At 70.5% G+C, this 23,173-nt stretch carries 24 protein-coding genes; 7 read left to right on the top strand and 17 right to left on the bottom strand.

Features of this window, described 5'->3' with window-relative positions; genetic code table 11:
- Positions 1–4: 4 nt before the first annotated feature.
- On the bottom strand, positions 5–1,192 hold the full coding sequence (locus ACQP03_RS10495) for an amidohydrolase family protein (RefSeq protein WP_357396883.1): 1,188 nt from the start codon (positions 1,190–1,192) through the stop codon (positions 5–7).
- A gap of 345 nt (positions 1,193–1,537) precedes the next feature.
- On the opposite strand from ACQP03_RS10495, the gene ACQP03_RS10490 reads away from it, so the two are divergent.
- The gene (locus ACQP03_RS10490; protein ID WP_357421908.1) at positions 1,538–3,028 is read left to right on the top strand and encodes an APC family permease; all 1,491 of its coding nucleotides are present in this window, start codon (positions 1,538–1,540) and stop codon (positions 3,026–3,028) included.
- A gap of 59 nt (positions 3,029–3,087) precedes the next feature.
- Here the strand turns inward: ACQP03_RS10490 and ACQP03_RS10485 are convergent, their stop codons facing one another.
- Entirely contained in the window at positions 3,088–3,918 is an 831-nt protein-coding gene (locus ACQP03_RS10485; protein ID WP_357120686.1) for a hypothetical protein, read from the bottom strand.
- 6 nt (positions 3,919–3,924) lie between these two features.
- On the opposite strand from ACQP03_RS10485, the gene ACQP03_RS10480 reads away from it, so the two are divergent.
- Positions 3,925–5,463, top strand: a complete 1,539-nt coding sequence (locus tag ACQP03_RS10480) for a histidine decarboxylase (RefSeq protein WP_433460837.1) — start codon at positions 3,925–3,927, stop codon at positions 5,461–5,463.
- Between the two features lie 60 nt (positions 5,464–5,523).
- Here ACQP03_RS10480 and ACQP03_RS10475 read toward each other — a convergent pair whose 3' ends face one another.
- From ACQP03_RS10475 to ACQP03_RS10460, 4 genes are all read right to left on the bottom strand, one after another.
- On the bottom strand, positions 5,524–6,417 hold the full coding sequence (locus tag ACQP03_RS10475) for a serine hydrolase (protein ID WP_363660932.1): 894 nt from the start codon (positions 6,415–6,417) through the stop codon (positions 5,524–5,526).
- Positions 6,418–6,430: 13 nt separating this feature from the next.
- Positions 6,431–7,045: a hypothetical protein gene (locus tag ACQP03_RS10470; RefSeq protein ID WP_357120695.1), complete on the bottom strand. Its 615-nt coding sequence runs from the start codon at positions 7,043–7,045 to the stop codon at positions 6,431–6,433.
- A gap of 167 nt (positions 7,046–7,212) precedes the next feature.
- Complete coding sequence (locus ACQP03_RS10465; protein WP_363660934.1) at positions 7,213–7,713, bottom strand: SigE family RNA polymerase sigma factor; 501 nt, start codon at positions 7,711–7,713, stop codon at positions 7,213–7,215.
- Positions 7,706–8,587 (bottom strand): hypothetical protein, encoded by an 882-nt coding sequence (locus tag ACQP03_RS10460; protein WP_357171452.1) that lies wholly within the window; start codon positions 8,585–8,587, stop codon positions 7,706–7,708. The genes ACQP03_RS10465 and ACQP03_RS10460 overlap by 8 nt, the downstream gene beginning before the upstream one ends.
- A gap of 194 nt (positions 8,588–8,781) precedes the next feature.
- Here ACQP03_RS10460 and ACQP03_RS10455 point away from each other — a divergent pair, with 194 nt between their 5' ends.
- From ACQP03_RS10455 to ACQP03_RS10445, 3 genes are all read left to right on the top strand, one after another.
- Positions 8,782–9,459 carry a GyrI-like domain-containing protein gene (locus ACQP03_RS10455; protein ID WP_357120704.1) on the top strand — a complete coding sequence of 226 codons (678 nt, stop codon included), beginning with the start codon at positions 8,782–8,784 and terminating at the stop codon, positions 9,457–9,459.
- Between the two features lie 63 nt (positions 9,460–9,522).
- Positions 9,523–10,302, top strand: a complete 780-nt coding sequence (locus tag ACQP03_RS10450) for a hypothetical protein (RefSeq protein ID WP_357171451.1) — start codon at positions 9,523–9,525, stop codon at positions 10,300–10,302.
- Positions 10,299–10,664: a GntR family transcriptional regulator gene (locus ACQP03_RS10445; protein ID WP_357120710.1), complete on the top strand. Its 366-nt coding sequence runs from the start codon at positions 10,299–10,301 to the stop codon at positions 10,662–10,664. Before ACQP03_RS10450 ends, ACQP03_RS10445 begins: the two co-directional genes overlap by 4 nt.
- A gap of 77 nt (positions 10,665–10,741) precedes the next feature.
- On the opposite strand, the gene ACQP03_RS10440 is transcribed toward ACQP03_RS10445, so the two are convergent.
- The 3 genes from ACQP03_RS10440 to ACQP03_RS10430 all read right to left on the bottom strand — a co-directional run bounded on the left by ACQP03_RS10440 (position 10,742) and on the right by ACQP03_RS10430 (position 15,400).
- Entirely contained in the window at positions 10,742–11,011 is a 270-nt protein-coding gene (locus ACQP03_RS10440) for a hypothetical protein (RefSeq protein ID WP_357120713.1), read from the bottom strand.
- Positions 11,012–11,220: 209 nt separating this feature from the next.
- Positions 11,221–14,406 (bottom strand): penicillin acylase family protein, encoded by a 3,186-nt coding sequence (locus ACQP03_RS10435; RefSeq protein WP_433460836.1) that lies wholly within the window; start codon positions 14,404–14,406, stop codon positions 11,221–11,223.
- Between the two features lie 250 nt (positions 14,407–14,656).
- Positions 14,657–15,400: a TetR/AcrR family transcriptional regulator gene (locus ACQP03_RS10430; protein ID WP_357396862.1), complete on the bottom strand. Its 744-nt coding sequence runs from the start codon at positions 15,398–15,400 to the stop codon at positions 14,657–14,659.
- A 102-nt stretch (positions 15,401–15,502) separates the two neighbouring features.
- On the opposite strand from ACQP03_RS10430, the gene ACQP03_RS10425 reads away from it, so the two are divergent.
- Complete coding sequence (locus ACQP03_RS10425; protein ID WP_357396858.1) at positions 15,503–16,732, top strand: DUF418 domain-containing protein; 1,230 nt, start codon at positions 15,503–15,505, stop codon at positions 16,730–16,732.
- Here the strand turns inward: ACQP03_RS10425 and ACQP03_RS10420 are convergent.
- The 6 genes from ACQP03_RS10420 to ACQP03_RS10395 all read right to left on the bottom strand — a co-directional run bounded on the left by ACQP03_RS10420 (position 16,714) and on the right by ACQP03_RS10395 (position 20,369).
- On the bottom strand, positions 16,714–17,283 hold the full coding sequence (locus ACQP03_RS10420) for a dihydrofolate reductase family protein (RefSeq protein ID WP_357120731.1): 570 nt from the start codon (positions 17,281–17,283) through the stop codon (positions 16,714–16,716). The two genes, ACQP03_RS10425 and ACQP03_RS10420, sit on opposite strands and share 19 nt — an antisense overlap.
- A gap of 56 nt (positions 17,284–17,339) precedes the next feature.
- Positions 17,340–18,167: a TIGR02452 family protein gene (locus ACQP03_RS10415; protein ID WP_357120734.1), complete on the bottom strand. Its 828-nt coding sequence runs from the start codon at positions 18,165–18,167 to the stop codon at positions 17,340–17,342.
- Between the two features lie 114 nt (positions 18,168–18,281).
- The gene (locus ACQP03_RS10410; protein WP_357120737.1) at positions 18,282–18,854 is read right to left on the bottom strand and encodes a GNAT family N-acetyltransferase; all 573 of its coding nucleotides are present in this window, start codon (positions 18,852–18,854) and stop codon (positions 18,282–18,284) included.
- 227 nt (positions 18,855–19,081) lie between these two features.
- A complete protein-coding gene (locus tag ACQP03_RS10405; RefSeq protein WP_357396925.1) occupies positions 19,082–19,441 on the bottom strand; it encodes an NUDIX domain-containing protein in 360 nt (119 codons plus the stop codon).
- Positions 19,442–19,563: 122 nt separating this feature from the next.
- A complete protein-coding gene (locus tag ACQP03_RS10400; RefSeq protein WP_357123323.1) occupies positions 19,564–19,824 on the bottom strand; it encodes a hypothetical protein in 261 nt (86 codons plus the stop codon).
- The gene (locus tag ACQP03_RS10395) at positions 19,815–20,369 is read right to left on the bottom strand and encodes a hypothetical protein (RefSeq protein ID WP_357123320.1); all 555 of its coding nucleotides are present in this window, start codon (positions 20,367–20,369) and stop codon (positions 19,815–19,817) included. The genes ACQP03_RS10400 and ACQP03_RS10395 overlap by 10 nt, the downstream gene beginning before the upstream one ends.
- 114 nt (positions 20,370–20,483) lie before the next feature.
- Here ACQP03_RS10395 and ACQP03_RS10390 point away from each other — a divergent pair, with 114 nt between their 5' ends.
- Positions 20,484–21,416 (top strand): aminoglycoside phosphotransferase family protein, encoded by a 933-nt coding sequence (locus tag ACQP03_RS10390; protein ID WP_357123317.1) that lies wholly within the window; start codon positions 20,484–20,486, stop codon positions 21,414–21,416.
- 57 nt (positions 21,417–21,473) lie between these two features.
- On the opposite strand, the gene ACQP03_RS10385 is transcribed toward ACQP03_RS10390, so the two are convergent.
- Together ACQP03_RS10385 and ACQP03_RS10380 are read right to left on the bottom strand one after the other, a co-directional pair.
- Positions 21,474–22,172 carry a Type 1 glutamine amidotransferase-like domain-containing protein gene (locus ACQP03_RS10385; RefSeq protein WP_357396852.1) on the bottom strand — a complete coding sequence of 233 codons (699 nt, stop codon included), beginning with the start codon at positions 22,170–22,172 and terminating at the stop codon, positions 21,474–21,476.
- A 92-nt stretch (positions 22,173–22,264) separates the two neighbouring features.
- Positions 22,265–23,095 carry a hypothetical protein gene (locus ACQP03_RS10380; protein WP_357123311.1) on the bottom strand — a complete coding sequence of 277 codons (831 nt, stop codon included), beginning with the start codon at positions 23,093–23,095 and terminating at the stop codon, positions 22,265–22,267.
- Positions 23,096–23,173: the final 78 nt, after the last annotated feature.

The raw sequence follows: 23,173 nt of genomic DNA, 5'->3' as shown, positions 1-23,173 counted from the left end.
GCGGTCAGCCCACCTGAACACCTGCCCGGTACACGGCGAGCGGGTGGCGCAGCACCCCGATGTCGCTCGTCGGGTCACCGTCGACGATCAACAGGTCGGCCTCGAATCCGGGCCGGACGCGGCCCTTACCGCCGCCCACGCCACACACCTGCGCGCCGATCGCGGTGGCCGCGGCGAGGACGGCGGTGGGGGGAATGCCGCAGGCCACATACTCGACGAGTGTCTCCGGCAGAATCCCGTGCGGTTTCGCGGGGCCGAGGCCCGCGTCCGAACCGGCCACCAGATGGACCCCGGCCCGGTAGAGCGTGGCGGCACCGGCACGTAGCGCGGCGGCGCTGAGCCCGGCCCGCTCCGCCATCGCCACCACCTCCGGCGGCGTCACCACGGCCGGATCGGTGCCGAGCGTGGCGCAGACCGCCGGTCCGGACGCGGCCAGGCGGTCCGCGAGTTCGTCGGGGACGCGGGCCCCGGCCGCAGTCACGCAGGTGCAGTGCTCGATGCCGTCCACCCCGACGCGGAGCGCCTGCTCGACCGCGAGCAGGGCGTGCGCGTGCGCGGTCACCGGCAGGTCCAGGTCGTGCGCCTGCGCGACGGCGGCGGTCATCTCCTGATCGGTGAACTGCAACCCACTGGTGTCCGTGCCAGGGGTGAAGACCCCGCCGCTGGCCATGATCTTGATCAGGTCCGCGCCGGCCGCCGCCCGCAGCCGCACGGCCTCTCGCACACCGTCGACACCGCTCGCCTCACCCCCCAGCGCCCAGCAGTGTCCGCCAACGCTGGTGATGGGCGTACCCGACGCCACCACCGTCGGCAGGTCGTCGCGTACTCCCCGAGCCCGCCATCGGAGCACCGCGTCGCGTCGGTCGCCCAGGTCCCGTACCGTCGTGACGCCGGCCGCCAGGTGCGCGCGCAGTGACGCCTCGATGACCGCGTCGAGATCCGCCTCGGCGCGCTCGGCGAGTCGACCGAGCGCGTCCGGCCCGGCGTCGGCGCACAGGTGCACGTGTGCGTCGACCAAACCAGGCAACACTGTCCCGTCTCGCGCCTCGCGTACCGGCCAGCCCACCGGGGCGTCGATCCAGCCCCGGTGCACGTCGGCGATGCGCCCGCCCTCGAGGAGGACCAGCACCCCACCATCGGTGAGCCGCTCGCCGTCGAACATCCGGGCCGCCCGGACAGCCTGCTTTGTCATCGTCACCCCATCCGCACGACCGCGGCCATCACCCCCGCCGCGGCGTCTCGTATCCTCCGGCGAACCACTGGCCGTGACCCGACCATCGCACCGGTGACGGGTGTCCAGCCTCCCTCGGCGGGGTGATCCTTCCTCCCTCTTCCGAGGCGGCTAACGATCAACACGGCTGATTGTCCACACAGGACGCGAGGCGGGTCGTCCCGAATCTTCGTTGCGCTTCCCGGGGCGCTCAAATTCTGCGACCCGCTGCTCCCAGTAACGGCGAGATCACCTGTAAGGTCATCGAGTCCCGTCCCTGACCTATCGCCTAGAACCTGGGGAGGTTCAGTTATGGTCACGCCTTCGGTGACCCCCCTGACGGTGTCCGCCGAGCGGGGACTGGCACGCAAAACTCTGCGAACGAGTTCTCTGGTGACGTTCGGCGCGACCGCGTCGTCTCCTATGGCCGTTCTCGTCGGCGGTATCGTCGCGACCTATGCGGCGACCGGCAATACCGGTGTGGCCTCCAGTTTCCTGCTCCTGACGGTCGTGATGCTCCTGTGGGCACCGGGGTACATCGCCATCGCCCGTTACGTGCAGCCCAGTGGAATCTTCTACACCGCCCTCGCCGCCGGCCTGTCCCGGCTCGTCGGGGTCGCGGGCGCGCCGGTCGTGCTCCTGGCCTACAACACCATTCAGATTTCGTTGTACGGGCTGCTCGGGTCGGTGATCAGCGGGCTGGTCGGCGGACCGTGGTGGGTCGGCGCGCTCCTCGCGTGGGCCATCGTCGCGGCGTTCGGTCTGCAACGCACCGGCGTCAGCACCGCCATGTTCGGCACCATCCTGATCGTCGAGATCACGTTGCTGCTGGTGTTCGTGCTGGTCGGCCTGGCTCACCCGGTGGGCGGTCAACTGACCTTCGCGGCGTTGAACCCGGCGCAACTGTTCGACACCGGGGTGGTGGCCGGGCTCGCGGTCCTTCCCCTCGGCTTCGCCGCGTTCTTCGGCACCGAGACCATCGCCGCGTACGGTGCGGAGGCGCGCACCCCACGGGCGGTGTCGCGCAGCATCATCTACGTGATCCTGGGCCTGGGCCTGCTCTACGCGCTGTGCGCGTGGGCGATGGTGGCAACGGTGGGCGCCGACCGGGTCGTCGACCTGGCCCGCGACCCGGCGGCGCCGCTGCCGTTCGAGGTCTTCTCGGGCTCCCGCGCCGGTAGCGCCGGCGTCCTGCTGGTGGCGCTGGGTGGCCTGCTGCTGGTCAGCAGCGTCCTCGCGGCGATGATCAGCTTCCACAACAGCGTGGCGAGATACCTGTTCGCGCTCGGCAAGGACCGGCTGTTGCCCGCTCGCCTGGCGGCCATCCGCGAGGGTGGGTCGGGCGCGCCGCTGGGCGGCTCGATCACCCAGTCGATCACCGCTCTGATCGTCATCCTGCTGTTCGTGGTGAGCGGCGCCGAGGCGTTGACCATGTTCACCTGGCTGAGCAACATCGCCGCGGTCAGCCTGATGCTCTTGATGACGGTGAGTTCACTCGCCACCGTCCGTTACTTCGCCCGGGGCGGCGGACGCAGCGAGTCGCTGTGGGCGCGGGCGATCGCTCCCACCCTCGGTGGTATCGCGATCGCGGTGATCCTGCTGGTCACGCTGGTCAACATCAGCGCCGCGCTCGGCACGCCACCCGGTTCCCACACCGCCTGGCTGGTGCCCGGAACGGTCGGCGTCTTCGTCGTCATCGGCGTGCTGTGGGCGATCAGCGTTCGGGCCCGCCGCCCGGACCTGCTCACCGGCATCGGGGAACGGGAGACCAACCCGACGCGGCAGGTCGACGAGGACCTGGGTCACCTCACGCTCTGAGCCGCGTCCACACGATGAAGCAGGCGGCGCCGCCGAAGCGGCGCCGCCTGCTTCAGGTTCTAGGCTGTCGCGCCCCTGGTCGGGCTGATCCGCTGCGCGCCGAGGTGCACCAGCGTCGCCAACTGGGCGATCCCCGTCCAGATCGGAGCGTCGCCCGAGTAGCTCTGCAACGGACGCCACGACTCGTAGAGCGGCGTGGTGGACTGGATCAGCGGTCTCTCCCACGGATCGGTGGGCCGGTCGACGACGATCCGCGTCTCTTCGGGATCCATCATCTGGATGTAGAAGCGGCCGGGAATGCGGTCCTCACCCTCCACCCGGCGCATCGTCTGCTCCCAGGTGCCGAGCGGACCGTCGAGCGAGCTGACCGCGAGCCCGATGAACGTCGACTCGGCGGTGATCCGCTCGTCGACCCGGTTGCACATCTGCGGGGGCTGACGCGGATCCAAACCTCCGTTATCGAGGTAGTGTCGCGCCGTCTGCGCGAGGTCGTACAGCAGCCTGGGCAGGTGTGAGACGTCCTCGCCGGCCTTGTCGAGACGCGTCGCCGCGCCCACCTCGAAGACCGATCGATCCGCTGTGGACCCGATGACCGGCACCGCGTAGAGGAAGGCGAAGCCGTAGGGGCACAGCGGGTTGCGCCGGCGCTGCGCCCACGCGTGCCGGCCGTGCATCGTGTTCATCAACCCGACCCGGCTCAACGCGGACGATCGCAACGACGCCCAGATCCGCCGCGTCTCCGGATCGCTGACCGGGGGCGCGGTCGGCGACTCGCGCGTGGTCGGCGACGGCTCCACCGGTGGCGGCGCGTACGCGGACGGCGTGGGCTGCCAGGGGACCGGCGGCTGCTGCTCGACGGCGGGCGACGGTATCGCGGTCGTGGGCGCCACCCAACCGTGGCGTCCAACCGCCGGCGCCGGCTCCGGAGGGATGGACGGCTGGCTGCCCGAGTGCTGGTCCCAGGGGACCGCTGCCGTCCTTCCGGCACTCGCCGCCGCTCTCCAATCGTCGGCGCTCCTCTCAAAAGGATTCGAGCGCGTTCCCGGCCTGTCGTACGCCACGGTGTCAGTCCCTCCAAAGACGTCGCCACAGCCTCTCATCGCACACACACCGCGATCAACCATGCACCGCCAGTCGGCTTGATCGCGATTCGGAGACTGTTGCCTGTACGTCGGCGTCATGGTCCACTCTTCGCTGAGTCGCCTATCAACGGAGAGCCCGTGACCTCCCCCACAAGCGTTCCCGACGACCTTTCCCTCACCGCTGAGATCGAGCAGTTACGAGCCGCTCTGTCAGCGCGCAGGTCGATCGGCTTCCCGGCCGCGGTGGATATCGACTATGGACCCGTGACCTCCCTGTTCGGACTGTTGATCAATAATGTCGGTGACCCGGATACCGACCCCGACACCGTTCACACGAAGGCCTACGAGCGCAGGGTCATCGACTGGCACGCGAACCTCTTCGGCGCCCCCGCCGACGATCGGTGGGGATATCTGACCAGTGGTGGCACGGAGGCCAACCAGGCGGCCATCCTGCTCGCCCGGGACCGGTTCGCCGGCGCGAGTCCCGTCCTCTACTACAGCCAGGCGACCCACGACTGGATCCGCAAGACCGCCAGCATGCTCAACCTCCCCGAGGTCGTCATCCGCACCGACGTCACCGGTGAGATCGACTACGACGATCTGCGCGGCGAGTTGGCCCGGCGCAGGGACCGGCCCGCCATCGTCGTGGCCAACGCCGGCACGACCGTGACGGAGGCGGTGGACGACCCAGCCCGTGTTCGTCGCGCCCTGTCCGAGCTGGCGATCCGCAACGCTCACCTGCACGTCGACGGAGCACTCGCCGGTGTGCCGTTGGCCCTGCTGCCGGACCGGCCGGTGGCCATCGACCTTGGCGGCGTGGTCGACTCCGTGGCCATCTCCTGCCACAAGTTCTACGGGACCACCATCCCGGGCGGTCTGGTGGTCACCCGCCGCTCGCTGCAACGGGCAGCGCGACGGATCTCCTACACCGCCACGACCGACAGCACCATCAGTGGCTCGCGCTGCGGCCAACTCGCCGTCCAGATGTGGTACGCGCTGCGACTGCTCGGCGAGGACGGGCACCGTGAACGCGCCGAGCGCGCACGCGAAACGGCTCGTTTCGCCCACTCCCTGCTGGCCAGCGTCGGCTGGCCCGCCTGGCGCAACGTCCACGCCTTCACTGTCTACTTCACGACACCGCCACCGCCGGTCTCCCGCCGCTACGGCCTGTCGAACGCCGACGGCGGCATCAGCCACCTGATCTGCATGCCGGGCGTCACCCGCCAACAGATCGAGGCGCTCGCGGCCGACATCGCGACCGTCCGGGGCACCGAACAGCCCAGCCCGAGCCGCGGCGTCCGGCGACTCGTGCCGGTCGCGCACCTGCCCCTGGCGGCCGCCGACCGGCCCTGATCGGCGGCCACCGCCCGAACGCGAGCCGTGCGGCGGGACGCCCGGGGGCGACGGCCCACCCTACGAAGGGCCGTCGCCCGCGGTGGCGGCGCGCATCTCCTTGAGGACGAACTTCGCCGCCTTCTCCACCACGCTGACGCCCGCCTCCTGGCTGACGTGATGGTCGGAGAGCACGGCGATCAGCCAGTCGTGACGGGCCTCGACGATCCGTCCGATGCTGTTGACGAGCCAGCGACCGCCGTCGACGTCCACGGTGTCCCAGCCGTTCTTGACGTACACGGAATTGCCCGGCTCACGCGCGGCGGTGACTCCCCACCGCTGCTCGGGGATCACCTTCTTCATGAGGCCCATGACGAAGGTACGGTCCTGCGGCGTCAGCGGGCCCTTCGACGACGTCAGCGCCGTCAGCAGACGGATCTGGTCGGCGGCCGTGGTCGTGGTCGTCCCCCAGTGCTTGTTGGCTTTGGTCTCCAGCAGACCGAGTGTGCGGTTCGCGGCCGTGAGGCCGCGCGAGCCGTCGATCTTCTGCCACAGGGCCACCGCGGCGTCGTTGTCACTGGACACGATCATGGCTTCGGCCAGCCGTCTGGTCTCCGAGCTCAGGGCCTTACCGGGCGGGTTCTGGCGCAGCAGCAGCGCCGCGAGGATATTGACCTTGACGATGCTGGCGGTCTCGAAGCGGGTGGGGCCGGCCGTCACCGCGGCCGTACTTTGTCGATCCACTGCCGCGACCGCGAGATGGCCGTCGTACCGGTCGACGTAGGCCTCGATACGTGCCCGCGCCGGTTTCAGCCGGTCGACGGCCGGCGTCGTCGGAACCGGACTGGCCGGCGAACGACCGGGTGACGCGTCGCCCCCGCCGCCGTCGCGGACGTGCGTCGTGCCGTAGGCGGCCGTCGCGACGCCGGCGAGGGACACGGTGACCGCGGAGACAACCCAGCGGCGTGGCAGCATCCGACCTCCCCGCTCAGCCAAGACGGGCCACCGCCTTCGCCGCGATCGTATCCACCGCAGCCTGGTCGCCCAAGTCGGGCAGGCTGATAGTCGAGACCGTCTCGTCCCGTTTCACCATGACGAAGTACCTAGCGGTAGTTGGGGTGTCGGCATGTGCGATGCGGCCCCTGACGAGCAGACCGGCACCGCCCAGATAGTGCGGGTCGATGATGTCGAACGAGACCCGTGATCCGTTAATCAGGTAGCTCGCGCACCGTCGGAGGACCGTACGGACGTCGTCGACACTGCGCTCGGCCCATCCAGGTTCGTACGTCTCCACGATGTGGTGGGCCGGCGACGAGCCGTCCGGCAGCCGGTAGTAGCGCTCCACGGCAGCCCGTCGGTGCGACTTCGCGGTGTAGTCGCTGCTCTGGTAGTCGGGGCAGTCGTCCTGCTCCCACGGCCAGGGTGGCAGACCGGGCCGCGCGTCGTCCGCACGCCAACCCGCACCCAGGTCGCCCGCTCCCAGCAGCATGCTCAGGCCACTCCGTTCGACGTTCACGGTCGGTGGCTTCTCGGGGCCGTCACCCGGCCCCGACCGCTGACACCCCGCGACCAGCACCACCAACGCCGACAGGACCAGCGGCACGACCAAAGCCGGCACCCGGACCCTGCCGCGAACCCGGCCCCGGCAGGTCCTGCTGCTCGACACGGACACCGAACCTCCCACACACAGATGACTGCCATCGCAGGTCGCGGCGTCGCCGAGGGTGCGCGGTGGCACCCCCGTCGCCGCCACCGGACAGACCCGGCCGATCAATGCCGCTCCTCGGCGAACAACTCGGAACGGGTCTCGCCGAGCAACTCGCGCAGCCGGCTGAGGGAGCGCATGCTCTGGCTCTTCACGACGGCCGTGGAGACGCCCACGACCTCGGCGGTCGTCTCCACGCTCAGGTCGTCCCAGTAGCGCAGGACGATGATCGCCCGATCGCGCAGTGGCAGGGTGGCGACCGCGTCGAGCAACGTCATGCGCAGCTCAGCCGGATGCTCCTCGCCCTGGTCGGGCGGCGTCGACATCGCCAACTCGGTGCTGGAGCGACGCCGCTGCTGATCGATCACGCAGCGCAGCAGTACCTTGCGGGCGTACGCGTAGAGGTCGTCGGCCCGTCGGACCCGCCCCCAGTTGGCGTACATCCTCGCCAGCGCGGTCTGGGTGAGGTCCTGGGCGAGATGCCAGTCGCGGCACATCAGGAACGCGGCGTCGCGCAGGCGGCCCACGGCCGCCTGCGCGAATTCCACGAAGTCTTCGTCAGCCATTCGACCTGGCCAGGGTGGGGAACCTCTTGGCGCCGCTCCGGACGTACTCGGCCGGAATTCTCGTCCCCCAGCTCGGATTGGCGGCGATCGCGATTGCCTCATCCACGGACAGAACGGCGGGCGCGGGCGAACTCCCCTTGCCATCCCAGGCCAGACAGGTGGAGAGCAGCACGTCGATCTGCAGGCCGTCCCGGTGATACACCGTGATCATCTTGTCCTGCACGCAGTTGCCGGGCACCTCGGTCAGCTCCACCGTCCCCGGGACCGGATCGCCGCCGAGGTCGTCCTGGTAGACGGAGAGCCGCACCATGCCGGGTCCGTCGCCCCGATCCAGGAAGGTCTGGACGTACGGCATGCCGGGGCCCGCCCCGCTGCTTCCCAAGCTCGCCTGACCGCTGGTCTCGCCCTTGGGTAGGAGCCGCATCAACAACTCCAGGGCGCCCTGCGGTGTGGTCGTCAGCAGTGGACCGTCCGGCCCCGCGCCGATCCGCACGTTGTCGATCACCGTGGTGGTGGGAGCCGCCGACGTGGCCACTCCCGGGGCCTCGGCTGCGCCCGCCACGGACCCGCCACCCGGGGCGCTGTCGGAAGTCTGCGCCCGGGACGGCGTCGGGCTGTCGACCGGCCCACCCGGCGAACCGACGCCCCACGTCTCGGACTGACCCACCTGGTCGGCGCCGCCGGTGAGCGGCCCGGCCGCCAGGCCGATCACGAGCAGCATCGCCAACGCGGATCCGCCCGCGCCGAACTGCGCCAGCCGACGCCGGCGGCGTAGTCGTCGACCCTGCACCACCGACTGCTCAACCAGGTCACCGAGCGGCGGGGCGACGTGTCGGGCCAGTTCGTCCCTGAAGCGCCCACGTAGGTCCCCCACGTCCCTTACCCCTCCTTGGCCGACCGCCGGCCGTGACCATCCGTCACCCTAAAGACGGGCCGACGGACCATTTTGGTCTCGCTTTTCCGGCACCAATTTCGGTCGCCAGTGGTGAGGTGGGTCGCACTTTCTCCACGTGGTCAGGCACTTCCGGAGAGTTACATCCCGCTCTCGAATCCCTGCAGAATGACCGGATGACCGAGGAGACCAACGGCAAAGTCGATTTCAAGAAGTCCCTTGACGCTTACCGAGCGCAACGAGGCCGCTTCCGGATCATCGACGTGCCCGACATGCGGTACCTGATGACCGACGGTCACGGCGACCCCAACACCTCACCCGCTCTGGCCGACGCGATCGCGGCGCTCTACCCGGTGGCGTACCGACTGAAGTTCGCCAGCAAGCGGGACCTCGGGCGCGACTACGTCGTCCCGCCGCTCGAAGGTCTGTGGTGGGCCGAGGACATGGAGTCGTTCACCACGGCACGGGACAAGTCACGGTGGAGCTGGACGCTGATGCTCATGGTCCCCGGCTGGATCGACCAGTCCCGCTTCGCCACCGCTGTCGAGCAGGCCGGCGCGAAGCGCCGACCGACGCGACTCGACGACGTCCGCCTTCAGACGCTACGAGAGGGGCGGTGCGTCCAGACACTGCACGTCGGTTCCTTCGACGACGAGGCGGCCGTGCTCAGGCAACTGCACCACGGGTTCATCCCCCGTGAAGGGCTTCGCATGGCGGGTCGGCACCACGAGATCTACCTCAGCGACTTCCGCAGGACCGCCCCCGACAAGCAGCGGACCATCCTCCGGCAGCCGGTCACCGTCAACGCCCGGACGGCCGCCGGGCCAGGCGGCGCGATGCGCGACGGGGGTTGACATTGGTGCAGGTTATGTCTCATCTTGTTGAGACAAGGCTTGCGACGTATCGGGGTGGATGTCATGCGCGAAGCGGATCATGCGGAAGCCGGACGGTGGCTCAGCCGCCACGGCCTGACCGACGTCGGGCCGACGCCGCTGCTCGCGACGCGACTGGCGGTACGGCGGCACGCGAAGCTCGTCGACAGCGTCCTGTTGGCCGCGTTCCTGATCGGCGCCGCGCTGACGCACGTGCTGGGCCGACTCGACGACGACACGTTCTCCTGGCCACCGCTGCTGGTGCTCGCGGCGCTGGTGGTCGTACTGCTGACGGGGCAGTGGCTGCTCGGCTGGTGGGTACGGCGGGTCGACCGGACGGCCGGCGCGCGACTGTCCCGTCGGGTGGCCCATCCGGTCGAGCTCGGCTGGCCGGTGGTGCTCGGTCGGCCGCACGCCGCCTTCGCGGTCGCCACGTTCAGCGGCGCGGCGCTCCTCGCCGTGAGCGTGCTGCCCGTGCCGGACCCCGGCCTGCGGTACGGAGCGGCCGTCGTGCTGATCGGCCTCACCGGCGTCGGGGCTGGCATCGTCATGCAGCTACGCCAGATCCTGACGACCCCGGCCGTGGCCGAGGACGAGGGGTCGCTCACCGCCGACGTCATCATGCGGGTCGAGGACGCCCGCCACCTCGTCACCCCGAGCCTCGTGTGGTCGCTGCCGGCCATCTTCCTGTACGGGGATTCGCTCGGCTGGTGGAACGCCGTCTCACTGGCGCTCGTGCTGGCGGGCGTCTGCGCGCTCGGCCTGATCGAGGGCCGGACCACGGACGTCGGGACGACGGCGCGGCGTGCCATGGCGCTGCGATGATCGTCATCGACGCGGCCTCACCGACGCCGCCGTACGAGCAGCTCCGGGCCCAACTCGCAAGGCAGATCCAGGGCCGCACGCTCGCCGTCGGCACCAGACTGCCGACGATCCGCCGGCTCGCGGCCGACCTTGGTCTCGCCGTGAACACCGTCGGACGGGCCTACCGGGAGCTGGAGGACGCCGGGCTCATCGAAACCCACGGACGGGCCGGCTCGTACGTGTCGGCCGGCGGTGAGCGGTCCCTCGAACAGGCCCGCCGCGCCGCCCGCGACTACGCGGCCGTCATCGCCCGCGTCGGCATCGATGCCGCCGAGGCGATCCGAATCGTCGAAGCGGCACTGGGCCAGGCCGCGAGGCCATGACGTGCCGGGCGGATCGGGCGTGCCGGTGCGGACGGGAGCACGCGCCCGAGGCTCCTCCCGCGCACCGCCGCGGCGGGCTACTGCTCGGCAGCGGGTCGGCTGTGCACCACCAGCTCGCCGATCTCCAACCGGCCGACGCGCAGCTCCCGCACGACCGCGCGGCGGACAGCCAGCCGACCGATGACCAGCGCCCCGACGGCCACTGCTCCGACAGCCAGCGCCCCCAGCGCCAGGGCGCCGAGCGACGCCGCCCCCGCCGCCCGCGCGCCGGTGGCCACCGCGCCCGTCGCCACCGCGCCGTCGATGCGCGTTCCGGTCAACCGCTTCAGCCGAGTCTCTCGCTTCATCGCTCCATTGTCCGCGTACCTCCGGCCGAACGGTGCCCGCACACCGCGGGTGTCACCCAGAGCACCGCTCCTCGCCCGGCGAACGGGACCGTCGCCCGTCGCCACCAGGGTCGGCCGATGATTGCGTACGAGACCGCCATCGGTCACCCGGGCACCGCGCTCAGGGCGGGAGGGGCCGGCGAACGGTTCGCCGGCCCCTCCCGGTCGGGTCACCGTCCGTACAGCTCGAATTCGTGCAGCGAGAATCCGTACGAGGTGGCCCGTTTGACGCCGTACACCCGCACGTAGCGGGCCGTGACCGGAGCGAAGGTGGCGTTGTCGACGCCGCCGTTGCCGGCGGTGGTGGCGAACACCGGCGTCCAGGAGCTGCCGTCGCCGGAGACCTCGATCCGATACGAGGTGCCGTAGGCCGACTCCCAGCGCAGCACCGCCCGGCTGACGGTGCGGGCCGCGCCGAGGTCGACGCGGAGCCACTGGTTGTCGTTGTAGCTGCTGGCCCACCGGCTGCTCAGGCTGCCGTCGACCGCCTTGTCCGGGGTGTAGCTGGTGAGGAACTGGGTGCTCGACGCGGTCGCCGGGCGGCCCTGGGCCAGGTTGGTGACGTCGTCACCCCGGCGGGCGGGGAACGAGACGACCTGCTGGTAGGTGGGACGGTTCTGCCAGGCGATCACCGGGTGGGTGATGCCGCCGAGCCCGGAGTGTGCGATCGAGTCCGCGCACCACTGGTCACCGGCGCCGCAGGACTTGTCGCCGGGGTAGACCGTGGTGGCCGGCAGCGCGGCGGCCTGGCCGAGCGCGTCCAACAGGGACTGTCGGCACGCGCCGAGGTTGCCGTTGCCGCAGTACGAGCGACCCGGCCCGCCGGCGACGGGGTCGCCGAGCACGGTACGCAGGTCCTTGTCGACGTAGCCCCACCAGCCGTGCTGGAACGACGAGCCCTTGTGCGCCTGACCTTGCGACGCCCAGCTCGCGGTGCCGTCACGCCCACCGTTCTGGCCGCCCGACGGCGCCTCGTTGACCTCGATGGCGTCGACCAGCGCGGCGTAGAGGTCCGGACCGAGGCCGGGCCGGAACTCGGCCGAGGCCAGCAGCGGCCACCAGGCGTCGAAGATCCGGATCGCGTCGGCGTGCTGGTAGACCTTGGAGCCGGGGGCTGTCTCGACCCGGCGGGTGCCCGCCTGCTGCCAGGCGCGCAGCTTGCCCACCGCGTCGACCAGCGCCGGGTCGGTGACCGGCGTGCTGTCCAGCACCCGCAACAGCTCGCCGAGGACCTGCTGGCCGCGCAGGTCGGTCACCGCCGCGTCCGCCATGATCTTGACGACGTCGGCGCGGCCGAGCTTGCGCTGGGAGATCGCCGTCCGCACCGGGCCGTCGAGCAACTGACCCCGGTGTACGGAGCCGAAGCTGAAGTTGCCGTCGGCCGCCCCGAAGTCCCGCGCCTGCTTGTTGTTCCAACTCACGTAGTAGTCCTGGTTGACCGACTGCGGGTGGGCCGACGCCGGCGCGTACGTGGCGTCGTTGGTGTCGGGATTCCAGCCGGCCCACTCGTACGCCGGCTCGGCCTTCGACGGGAGGTTCGGGTCGGTGCCGGACGACCGGACCGGGTTCGAGCCGGAGTTGAAGTACGCCGCCTCGGTCGAGTTGACGTAGAACCAGTTGAACGCGTACCCGACGCTGGCGGCGGAGCCCTGGAAGGCCGCCGCGCTGCCCATCGCCGCCGGGTCGTTGAAGGCCTGGAAACCGATCGCCGAGTCGGCCTCGTGCCGGTAGGTGGAGCGCAGCTTGGTGAACGCGGTCGGTTGCCCGTCCACCAGTCCCCGGTAGGAGACCAACCCGTACTTGGTGCGCAGCGCGCGCAACGTGTACGAGCCCGCGGGGGTGGAGTCCGCCAGCGTGGGCGACCAGGAGTTGCGCTGCTCCAACGCCTCCATCGCGAGACACTGCCCGTGGTAGAGGTAGCGGTTGGACCGCAGCGTCGGCGCGGTGCCGTCGGTGGTGCACAGCGGCACCGCGTACGTGTCGGTGAGGTCCTGCGAGGCCGAGGTGGCGCTCCACGCGTAGTCCTGGCCGCGACCGAGCAGCACGTAGAGGTTCAACCCGGCGAACGCGGCCCCTCGCGCGCTGATGCCCGGCCCCTGCAACTCCTGGAGCATGAGCAGCTGCGGTGCGAAGTAGCCGGTCTGCGGACCGAACACGGCGACCGGATTACCGGTGGTGGTGTGCCGTCCGGAGACCACGACAGCGTTGGACATGCCGTGCGCGCGCAGGTTCGCCAGCCCGCCGATCAGCTCCTTGGTAGCGGCGCTCGCGCCGGTGCGGGAGGCGGCCCCGCCGCTGGCGTCGTGGGCGAGCGGCTCGGCGACCACGGTCCCGGCGTCGGGGAGCACCGCGCTGGTCGCGCCCGGAGGCGTCCCCCCGTACGGGAAACTCTGCCCGTCGTGCAGGGTGAGCACGGTCTCCGGGTCGTTCTGCGACCGGAACGCCGCCCAGATCCGGTCGCCCTCGGTCGCGCCGTACTTGGCGCGGGCGGCCACCCGGACCAGGGCGGACTGGATCTCACTGCCGCCACCCCCGCCGAACAGGCCACCGATCACGCCGGCGGTGGCGATCAGGTCGGTCATGGTGAAGTGCCTCGGCTTGCCCGCGCCGGCGAGCACGTACTCACCCGGGTAGTTGTCGTCGGCGATCGACTTGTCGATGTAGGCGTTGATGCCGGCGATGTAGTCCACCACGTCGGTGTAGAGCTGCTGGCCCCGGGCGCCCTTGGTGCGCAGCGCGTCCACCTGGGCCTGGAGGTCCGCCTCGGTGTACGGGGAGTTGGCCCAGACGCTCTGCTCCAGCTCCCGGTTGCCGGGCGCGCCGCCGGCGAACGAGCTGACGTTCCCGCGGCCGACGTGCCGCAGCAGGTCCATCACCCAGAGCCGATCCTGCGCCCCGGCGTAGCCGGCGCCGAACATCGTGCCGCCGCGGGTGGTGCCGGTGACGTGCGGGACGCCGGTGGCCTTGTCCCGCACGATGGTCACGTCCGCGCGCGGCGAGACGGTGCTCTCGACCTGTGCGGCCGGCACGCCGAACGAGGCGTCGTTGTAGAACTGGGCGATCTGCTCGTCGGTCAGCCCGGCGTAGTTGTAGACGAGGTTCGCGTACTCGTCGAGCTGGTCGCTGGAGTGCGCGGGGCGGGTGCCGAGCGCCTGGTGCGCCAGGATGGCGACGAGCGTGGCGTTGCCGTTCTGTCCGGGGGGCAGGATGTCGGAGCACTGGCCGAGGCAGTAGTCGTTGGCGGCGAACGTGGTGGCGGCCAGCGCCGGTGACGGCGGGGTCACCGTCAGGACGCTCGCGGTGAGGGTGGCGGCGGTGAACGCCGCGAGCCGGGTGCGGAGTGCGGGACGGGGCATGGCGATCCTCCGGGGACGCGGAGTCGGGCCTTCGGTGCGCCCGGCTTCCGGTGCCGACGTCTCGCCCTCCGTGCCGGGCGCGCCACCCGGAGGTGAGAATGACTCACATCGATACCGGGCAATGATCGGCGCTGAACCGTCGTTAGGGATACCCGTCGTTCACCACGCGCGAATGCCGACGTTTCGCGGCTTACTCGCCCAAGTCCGACGCGCTGGCGCCGCACTGCTCACCCCCGGCGGGCAGGCGCACTCAGTCGTGCGCCCCCCGCGCGACGAGCGCTTCGATGCCGTCCAGGAGCAGGCCGAGCCCGAAGGTGAAGTCGGCGTCGTCGATCCACTCCTCGGTGCCGCCCAGTGCACTCGCGCCAATGGCCGAGGTCAGCTCCGGGTAGCCGTCCGCGTCGAGTACCTGCCCGAGGATCTCGCCGTACTCGGCCAGCCCGGCGATCGAGTCGTCGGTGGCGGCCGGACCGGCGCTCAGCGCGTGGGCCAGGGCCGCCTGCTGGGTAGCGTAACCACTGAGAACGGTGGCGATGTTGATCCGTGCACCGTAGGCGAGCCCGGTGCCGGCGAGCGCGGCGAGCGCGCGGTCCAGCCAGCGCAGCAACCGGGGCCCGGTGGGCGGGGTGCGCTGGTCGAGCGCCAGCAGCCACGGTCGGGCGAGCAGGAAGTCGCGGTTGGCGCGCGTCCAGTCGAACAGGTAGTCGCGCCAGGCGCGTCCGTCGAGCGCGGGCGGCTCGGGCGCTGCGGCGTCAGCCATCATGACCAGCAGCTCGTCCTTGCTGCCGACGTAGCGGTACAGGGACATGGCCGCCACCCCGAGTTGGGTCGCGACGCTGCCCATCGTCACCCCCGCCAGACCCTCACGGTCGGCGATCCGGATCGCGGCGTCGACGATGCCGCCCAGTTCGAGGCTGGGCCGGGGGCCGTGCCGGGAGCTGGTCTCACGACCCCACATCCGGGCCACCACTGCCGGAAGCCTCCGTTGCGCCACGTCCGATTCTCCTCGCTCTTCACCCGGGGGTCTTGCCTGCACTCTAGATCTCGTGGACTCTGTATCTCATACGCTGTAGCTCATACATAGATGGAGATCGTGATGACCACGCGGGTACCGGGCGGACGTCTGCACGACGTCGACGCGATCCGAGGGTTCGCCCTCCTCGGCATATTCGCTGTCAACGTCACCTTCATGGCCTCCGGCTATCCGGGGAACCTGGTGACGGATCCCGACTTCGCCTCGGGCCTCGACGACGCCGTCCGCACGTTCTCGTCGGTCTTCGTCGACATGAAGTTCTACGTGCTGTTCTCGTTCCTCTTCGGATACAGCTTCACCCTCCAGCTGACCGCAGCGAGCAGGGCCGGCGCGGCGTTCCCAGCACGCATGCTCCGCCGGATCGGTGGCCTCTTCGTCCTCGGCGCTCTGCACACCGTGTTCCTGTACGGCGGCGACATCCTCACCACGTACGCGGTGGCGTGCCTCGCGCTGCTCCTGCTGCGCAAGGTGGCCGACCGTACGGCGCTTCGGATCGCGGCGGCGCTCTACACACTCGTGCTGATCAGCCTCGTCGCCAGCGCGCTCCTCGTGGACCGCTCGGCGTTCCTGCCCGGCGAGGCCGAGGCGCTGGCCAACGGCGAGGCGGCAACCCAGGCACTGCTCGGCGGTTGGACGGCGAACATCGGCGAGCACCTCGCCGGCCTGCCCCTGCTGGTGCTCCAGGCGGTCACCCTGCAGGGCCCGACCGCCCTGGCCCTGTTCCTGCTCGGCATGGTCGCCGGACGCCGGCAATGGCTGAACCGGGCCTGGGGCAACGAGCCGGTGCTGCGCCGGATCCAGTGGATCGGTTTTCCGATCGGACTGCTCGGGGCGGCCGTCTACGCGGCCAGCGGCGGCAACGGCAACACTCTCGGCGTCGCGGCCAGCGTTTCGACCGCGCCGCTGCTGGCCGCCGCCTATGTGGCGACGCTGCTACGGATCATGCACAACCCGCGTACGTCGGTGGTCCGGGCGGCGCTCGCCCCGGCCGGCCGGATGGCCCTCACCAACTACCTCGTCCAGTCGGCGGTCGGCCTGATCGCCTTCACCGGCATCGGCTTCGGCCTCGCCGGGACGTTCTCACCCCTGGCCCTCTTCGCCTTCGTCCTCGTGGTGTTCGCGGCCCAGTTGGCGGCAAGCGCACTCTGGCTGCGGCGGTTCCGCTACGGGCCGGTCGAGTGGGCGCTGCGCTGGCTCACCAACGCCCACCGTCCCGCCTTCGTCGCCCGAACCGATCGGGTGCACGCGGTCGAGGACGGCGCACGGCGGCCCGATCACGCGTCCTCGGCGTAGCGGACGGCGTACCTGTGCAGCGTGACGCCCTCGGCGAAGGAATCCTGCTCGATCAGGTCCAGCTGCACCGATCGCTCCAACTCGTCGAAGAGTGGCCGACCCCCACCGAGGACGACGGGGTGTGTGAAGATCAGAAGCTCGTCCAGCAACCCCGCGCGGAGCAGCTGGGTGGCGACCGTCGCGCCGCCGACACCGATGTCGCCGTCCTGCTCCTCCCGGTACCTGGCGAGCAGCTCGACGGCGTCGCCGCCCGAGCCGAGGGTCCGGGTGTTGTACCCGGCCTCGGTGCGGGTGCGGGACACCAGCACCTTGGGCTTCGTCGTCCAGATCTCGCCGTACTCACGCATGAAGTCGGGCAGTTTCTCGTCCGTGCGCGCGGCCGGCCAGAACCCCTCCATCGTCTCGTAGATCGTGCGCCCCTGGACCATCGACGTCAGCGCGCGGGCCCTGGTGTTGAACTCCCGGTGCAGCGGCTCGCCGATGCGCAGCCAGTTCCCGGCGCCCTCCTCGCCGGGGGCATGCTCGATCCTGAGATCGAGAGAGACGTTCATCCAGTAAACGAAACGGCCCGACACGTAGCCTCCCGGTGATCGCGGTCTGCACCCACCTAACCCGACGTTGGCGAATGCTCGACAGATCCCGCCAGGCGTTTCCTGAACGCGTGGTACACGGGGGTGCCCGGCAGGCCGTCGTGGATGGCGAACACCACGCGGTCGAACCGATCGACCACGTGCAGAGCGTCGGCGAACGCGCCGGCCACCGCAGCGGGTTCGTTGCGGAACACCCCGCACCCCCAGGCGCCCAACACGATCGAGCGATGTCCGTGCGCGACGGCGACCTCCAACACCCGCCGCGCACGCCGGGCCAGCACGGCCGGCACGTCCGCCGCGTGCGCCGGCTGGTTGCGCACGATCGCGCCGAGGTTCGGCGCCGCGGCGGTCAGGAACGACGTCGGGTACGGCTGCTCGAGCAGGTTTCCCCTGTCGTCCCGGAACACCGGCACCAGCGGGGAGTAGATGACCCGGTCGCTGTAGCGCAGATCCTGCTCAGCACGGTGGAACGCGTAGAACTCCGGCACGGCACGCAGACACGGGTAGAGCGCCGACGAGCGGGCGATGCTCTCCTCCTGCGCCTGCGCCCCGCCCAGGAACCCGCCGCCCGGGTTCTTCGCCGACGCGAACACCAGGCATGCCGCGCCGGGCCCGAGCCGGTACGCCGCCTGCAACGTCGACTCGTGCGTCACCTCCACCGTCGCGGCGGCGGGTGCCGCGTCCCGCGCCTCGAACACCTCGTCGGGGAGGTGATGACGAGTCCCGGCGACCGCGGCGCGTACCGCCTCACCGACGACGACCTCGACGCCGTTGCCATTGCGATAGCGTCCCGACTCGACGATCGCGACGGTCTGCCGGGCGATCTCCCGAAGCCGGCCGCTCACCGGTCCACCCGCGGGATCAGAAGACGAAGGGGGGCCACAGCCAGCAGGCTAGGCAGGGACAGTAGCCGCCCACAATCGGATTTCGGGATCACGCCCGACAGCCGTAGGCGAGGGTCACAGGGGTGACGGGTCGTCGCGCAACCGGCTGTAGAGCCACGCGTCCCGCCAGGCGCCGGCCCGGAACTCACAGGCCCGCACGACCCCCTCCAACTGGAAGCCGGCCTTCTCCAGCGACCGCTGCTCGGCGACGTTCTCGGCGTGGGTGCTGGCCTGGATGCGCTGCGCCGGCGTGTGGCTGAACAGGTAGTCGCAGAGCAGCGCCTGGGCCCGCCAGCCGATGCCCTGACCGCGCCACTCGGGCAGCAGCACGATGCCGATCTCCCAGTAGGGCGCCCGACCTCCGTACTGGCGCTGGAGGTAGCTGAGGTAACCCGCCCGCGAGTCGGTCGCCGGCTCGACCTGCACGACCAGGCCACCGATCCGCTCACCGAGATAGCCGTCCTCGGCGAAGCGACGGGCCGGCGCGGCGGCGTCCCGAAAACCAGCCCAGTCGAGGCCGATCAGCCCGGGTTCGACCGCGAACCGGCGCAACATCTCCAAGTCGTCCTCGGTCACCGGACGCAGCCGTACCGTCGATTCGGAAGCCTGGTGCACGACGCCGACCACCTGCGGCTCAGAACTGGTCACCCTGGTGACCGTAGCGACGAAACGGCCGATCCGTTGTCCCGATAGGGCGTGTGTCAAAGTCCTGGGTCGAGCCGAGGCGGAGTCCAGGCGGCGGTCCGGCAAGGCGGAGATGGGCTCGGATACCGGTGTTGTATCCGGGCCCATCTCCAACGCCGCCGGCCGTCGGCTGGGCCCGCCGCAGGCCGGCCATGGGCTTTGACACACGCCCTAGGGCAGACCGACCGCCGTCAGCTCGCGAGGTGGCCGGTTGCCCCCAGCAGCGCCCGGGTGAACCGGTTGAGGCCAACACTTCGTAGCCGCGCCGGGGTGAACCAGTCCAGTTCGCAGATCTCCTCCTGGTCCGGGGCGGGCGTCCCGTCGACGATCACCGCCTCGTAGACGGCGGTGACGTACGCGACCTGGTCACCGTTTGAGTAGGTGACCTCGTAGTCCGTACCGCCCAGCACGTCCAGCAACCGCAGCCGGCCGATCTGGACGCCGATCTCCTCACCGATCTCGCGCACGGCCGCCTGGGCCGGTGATTCGCCGATCTCGACCGCACCGCCCGGCACACCCCACCTGTCCGGACTTCCGGTGTGGCGTACCAGCAGGAGCCGCCCGTGCTCGTCGACGACGAGACCGACACCGACGGCAACTGGATCAGCTCGGGTCCGATCACGGCCCGCAGCCGGGCCAGGTGCGCGGAAATGGCCATCAGAGCTCCCCCGGATCAGCGCGCGATCGGATCTGCCGGCAGGTCCGGTAGCGGCGGAGCGTCGCCCGTCTCGTCGACGACGGTGATCTGCCAGTTGACGAGTGTGGGCGCCGCCAGCCGGCTCACCCGCCAGGCGAGGACGCCGACGGCAATCACGAGCGCCACCGCCCCAGCAACGAGCAGCCACCGCCACGGTGACACCCGATGGTCGGCGCGCGGGGGCGGCTGCAGGTTCTTGCGCCGGAATACCCAGATCGGAGGCCCGATCAAAGCCACGACAGCACCTCCTGGGCAACGGTGGCGGCTGACTCGACCACCACCGGATCGGTGACGCCGGCGGCCTCGTAGTCGACGAGCACCCCGTGGGTGCCGAGACACACCGAGAAGTGGATACGCCGACCGGTCTCGCTGTCACCCGAGAGGTAGTAGAGGGCACGGTCTCCGAGCGCGAACGGTTGATTCCTTCTGTTCGAGGCCGGCTGCAGTCCACCACGGTCCAGGCAACGCGGACCGCGGCCTTCGTATCGGCCGTACCGTCCGAGTGACACCCACAACGAGGTACGTGGGGCCTGGGTCCCGGACATGCTCTTGACCCAGCAGTAGTTCGAGCGCATGGCCGACTCGTTCTGCTCGGCCGCCTCAGGGGTACCGTGCCCGGGAACGAGACGATCGAGCACCTCCGACCGGATGAGCGGGCAGACCGCGGGAGGCGCAGGCGGATCGACCGTCGCACTCCGCCAGCCCAGCCAACCGCCGACGGCCACCGAGAGCAGGACGCAGAGGGCCACCACCAGGGCGCTCACCCAATGTCCCCGCCGCATACCGGCAGTGTGACCGGACGCCGCAAATGGGCCATCGATACGCCGAGAGCGCCGCAACTGCGCCGCCCGCCGCTAGGCTCAGCCGCCTCGATAACCTGACGAAGGATGATTGTCGTGCCAGCCGCTCCCCTGTCGCCCGATGTGCCGATGCACGAGGGCCAGCTCACGGTCTCACTCGACGTGGTGCAGCAGTTGGTGGACACGCAGTTCCCCGAGTGGCGGGGCCTGGCTCTCCAGCGCGTCGCCTCGCAGGGGACGGTCAATGCCATCGTCCGTGTCGGGGAGCGGTTGACGGCCCGATTCCCCCTCCAGCCTCAGGAGGTCGACGTGGCACAGGCCTGGCTGGAACGCGAGGCGGAAGCGGCCCGAGAGCTGTTGGGGCGTACGCGATTTCCCACTCCGGAGCCGGTCGACATCGGTGAACCGGGTGCCGGCTACCCGCTTCCCTGGTCGGTCCAGACGTGGATACCCGGAGTTGTTGCCACCGATGACGACCCCGGCGACTCGGTCGCGTTCGCGCACGATCTCGCCGAGTTCGTCGACGGCGTGCGAGCCATCGACACAGGCGGCCGCACGTTCACCGGCCAGGGTCGCGGTGGCGAGCTACCCGCACACGACGACTACCTGAAGGACTGCTTCCGGCACAGCGAAACGTTGCTGGACGTTCCGCCGCTCCGCCGGTTCTGGGAGGTGATGAGGGAACTGCCGCGGGGCGAGGCCCCGGACACGATGAACCACGGCGATCTCATACCCGGAAACGTCCTTGTCTCCGACGGGCGGCTGGCCGGGGTTCTCGACGTGGGCGGGCTGGGCCCGGCCGATCCTGCCCTCGACCTCGTCGGCGCCTGGCACCTGCTGGAACGGGAGCCACGCCAGGCGTTCCGGAAACGACTCGGCTGCGACGATCTCGAGTGGGAGCGCGGTAGGGCGTGGGCCTTCCAGCAGGCGATGGGACTGGTCTGGTACTACCACCGGACCAACCCGACGATGAGCCTGATCGGCCGACGCACCCTCGCGCGCATCAGCGCCGACCCACCGGCATCCTGAGCATCGTCCGCCTCCCGTCCCGGGCGCGGTGATCGGCCGGTCTGCGCGGCCGAATCGTCACGACCTGGCGCCGCCGTTGAGCAGTCTCCAGTGACCTTCGGAGATGACGTCGACGGCCCCGTCGACCACCCTGATGGCGGTGTTGTCGTCGATGGCGTAGGTCGGGACCGGAATGCCGGTTGCCCACTTCTCGATGCTGGACAGTGTGGTGTCCGGCATGTCCGGATGATCGAGGTGGGGGTAGAGAGTGAAGTCCACCAGGCCCAGCGCCCGGTCGGCGCCCTGCGCCATGTCGCTGCCGTCCGGAACGAACTGACTGTCGAACTCGGCGTCGCAGTTGTACGGGGTGACCGCGATGCTCCCGGCGCTGACCCCCACATAGACCGTGTCACTCAACGACGGCAGGAGGTCGGCCAGGCCCGACTGGCGCAGCCAGTAGGTCAGGTACAGCACGTCGCCGCCCCAGACGAGGAGGGCGTCGGCCTCTCGGACCGCCGGGACCCAGTTCTCCTGCCGAATGGTCGGCAGCGCCGTGAGTTCCAACATCCCCAGGGACTTCCAACCCAGTTGGGTCAGCGGGATCGACGCGTGGCCGTGGACCGCCTTCCACGCTTTCTCGGCGCCACCGGGGAAGGGGTGAACGCCGGTCGGGATGAACAGGGCCGTGGACTCGGCGATCGGCTTGCCCAGCAGGTCGACGAGCGCGTCGGAGATGCTCGGGTTACTGATGCCCCCCGACGTGAGAAGGAACTTCATGACATCCGCTCCCCTGGTCGTCACTTGATGAGGATCATATTGCCCACGCGGACCGGCGACCGGGGCCGCCAGTGGCGGCCCCGGCCGGCGAATCAGCTCCCGCAGATGGCGTACCCGTTGAGGCTCCACGAGCCGGCGAAGCCGTCGGCGTCCTCGTCCGCCCGTGCCCGAACGGTGTTCCCCCCGGTGATGTTGATCGCGGTCAGCAACACCTGGCCGTTGCCGGCGTTGATGTCGGCGCCCGCGCTGTAGAGGCCCTTGCCGGCCGGGCACGACTTGACGGCGTTGTCCGACGAATTGCTCGCGCTCGTCCCGGTCAACGCGACCCGCTCCAGCCCCGCGGGCGCGTTGGCGCAGACGGCGATCGAGGTGGCGCTCCAGCCGGCCGGCGAGGTGCCCTGCACCGCGACCGCCCGGACGGTCACCGAGGTCAGGTCGAACGACGGCACGACCTGGTCGAGCACCACGTCACCCAGGCCGCTGTTGACCCGCCCACCCATGCCGATGACCTTCTTCGTCCCGCAGCTCGCGGTGACGTACTCCGTTCCGACCGCTCCGGTCGTGGCCACCACCTGGTATCCGGCCGGCGTCGTGGCGCACTGGGCGACGGCCTGCAACGCCCAGTCGCCGGCGAAGTTGGCCGGGCCTGCCTCCCGCATGGTCACGAAGAACCCGGTGCCGTTCGCCAGCGGCTCCAACCGGTCCAGCCCGACCCGCCCGGCGGCCGACGAGCCGGCGATCAGGAAGCCGCCACCCCCGGTGACCACCTTGCCGGCCGGGCAGGACGCCAGCGCCGACTTGTCCGCGCTGCTCTCGGCCGCCGAATGGGTGACCGTCTCCAGCCCGGCCGGCACCGCCCAGGCCGGTGCCGCCCAGGCCATGCCCGCCACCACGGCAGCCGTCGACACAACTGCCGTCAGCACGCCCCGTCCCCTGGTTACCCGCATGTCGCTCCCCTTGTCCACAATGGCCGGACGAGCCGGCCCGCCTCCCCCCGGACC

Source organism: Micromonospora sp. CA-248212, assembly GCF_050948405.1.
GTDB lineage: Bacteria > Actinomycetota > Actinomycetes > Mycobacteriales > Micromonosporaceae > Micromonospora.
Note: the sequence above shows the minus strand (reverse complement) of the source record. Positions and strands in the feature narration are given on the sequence as shown.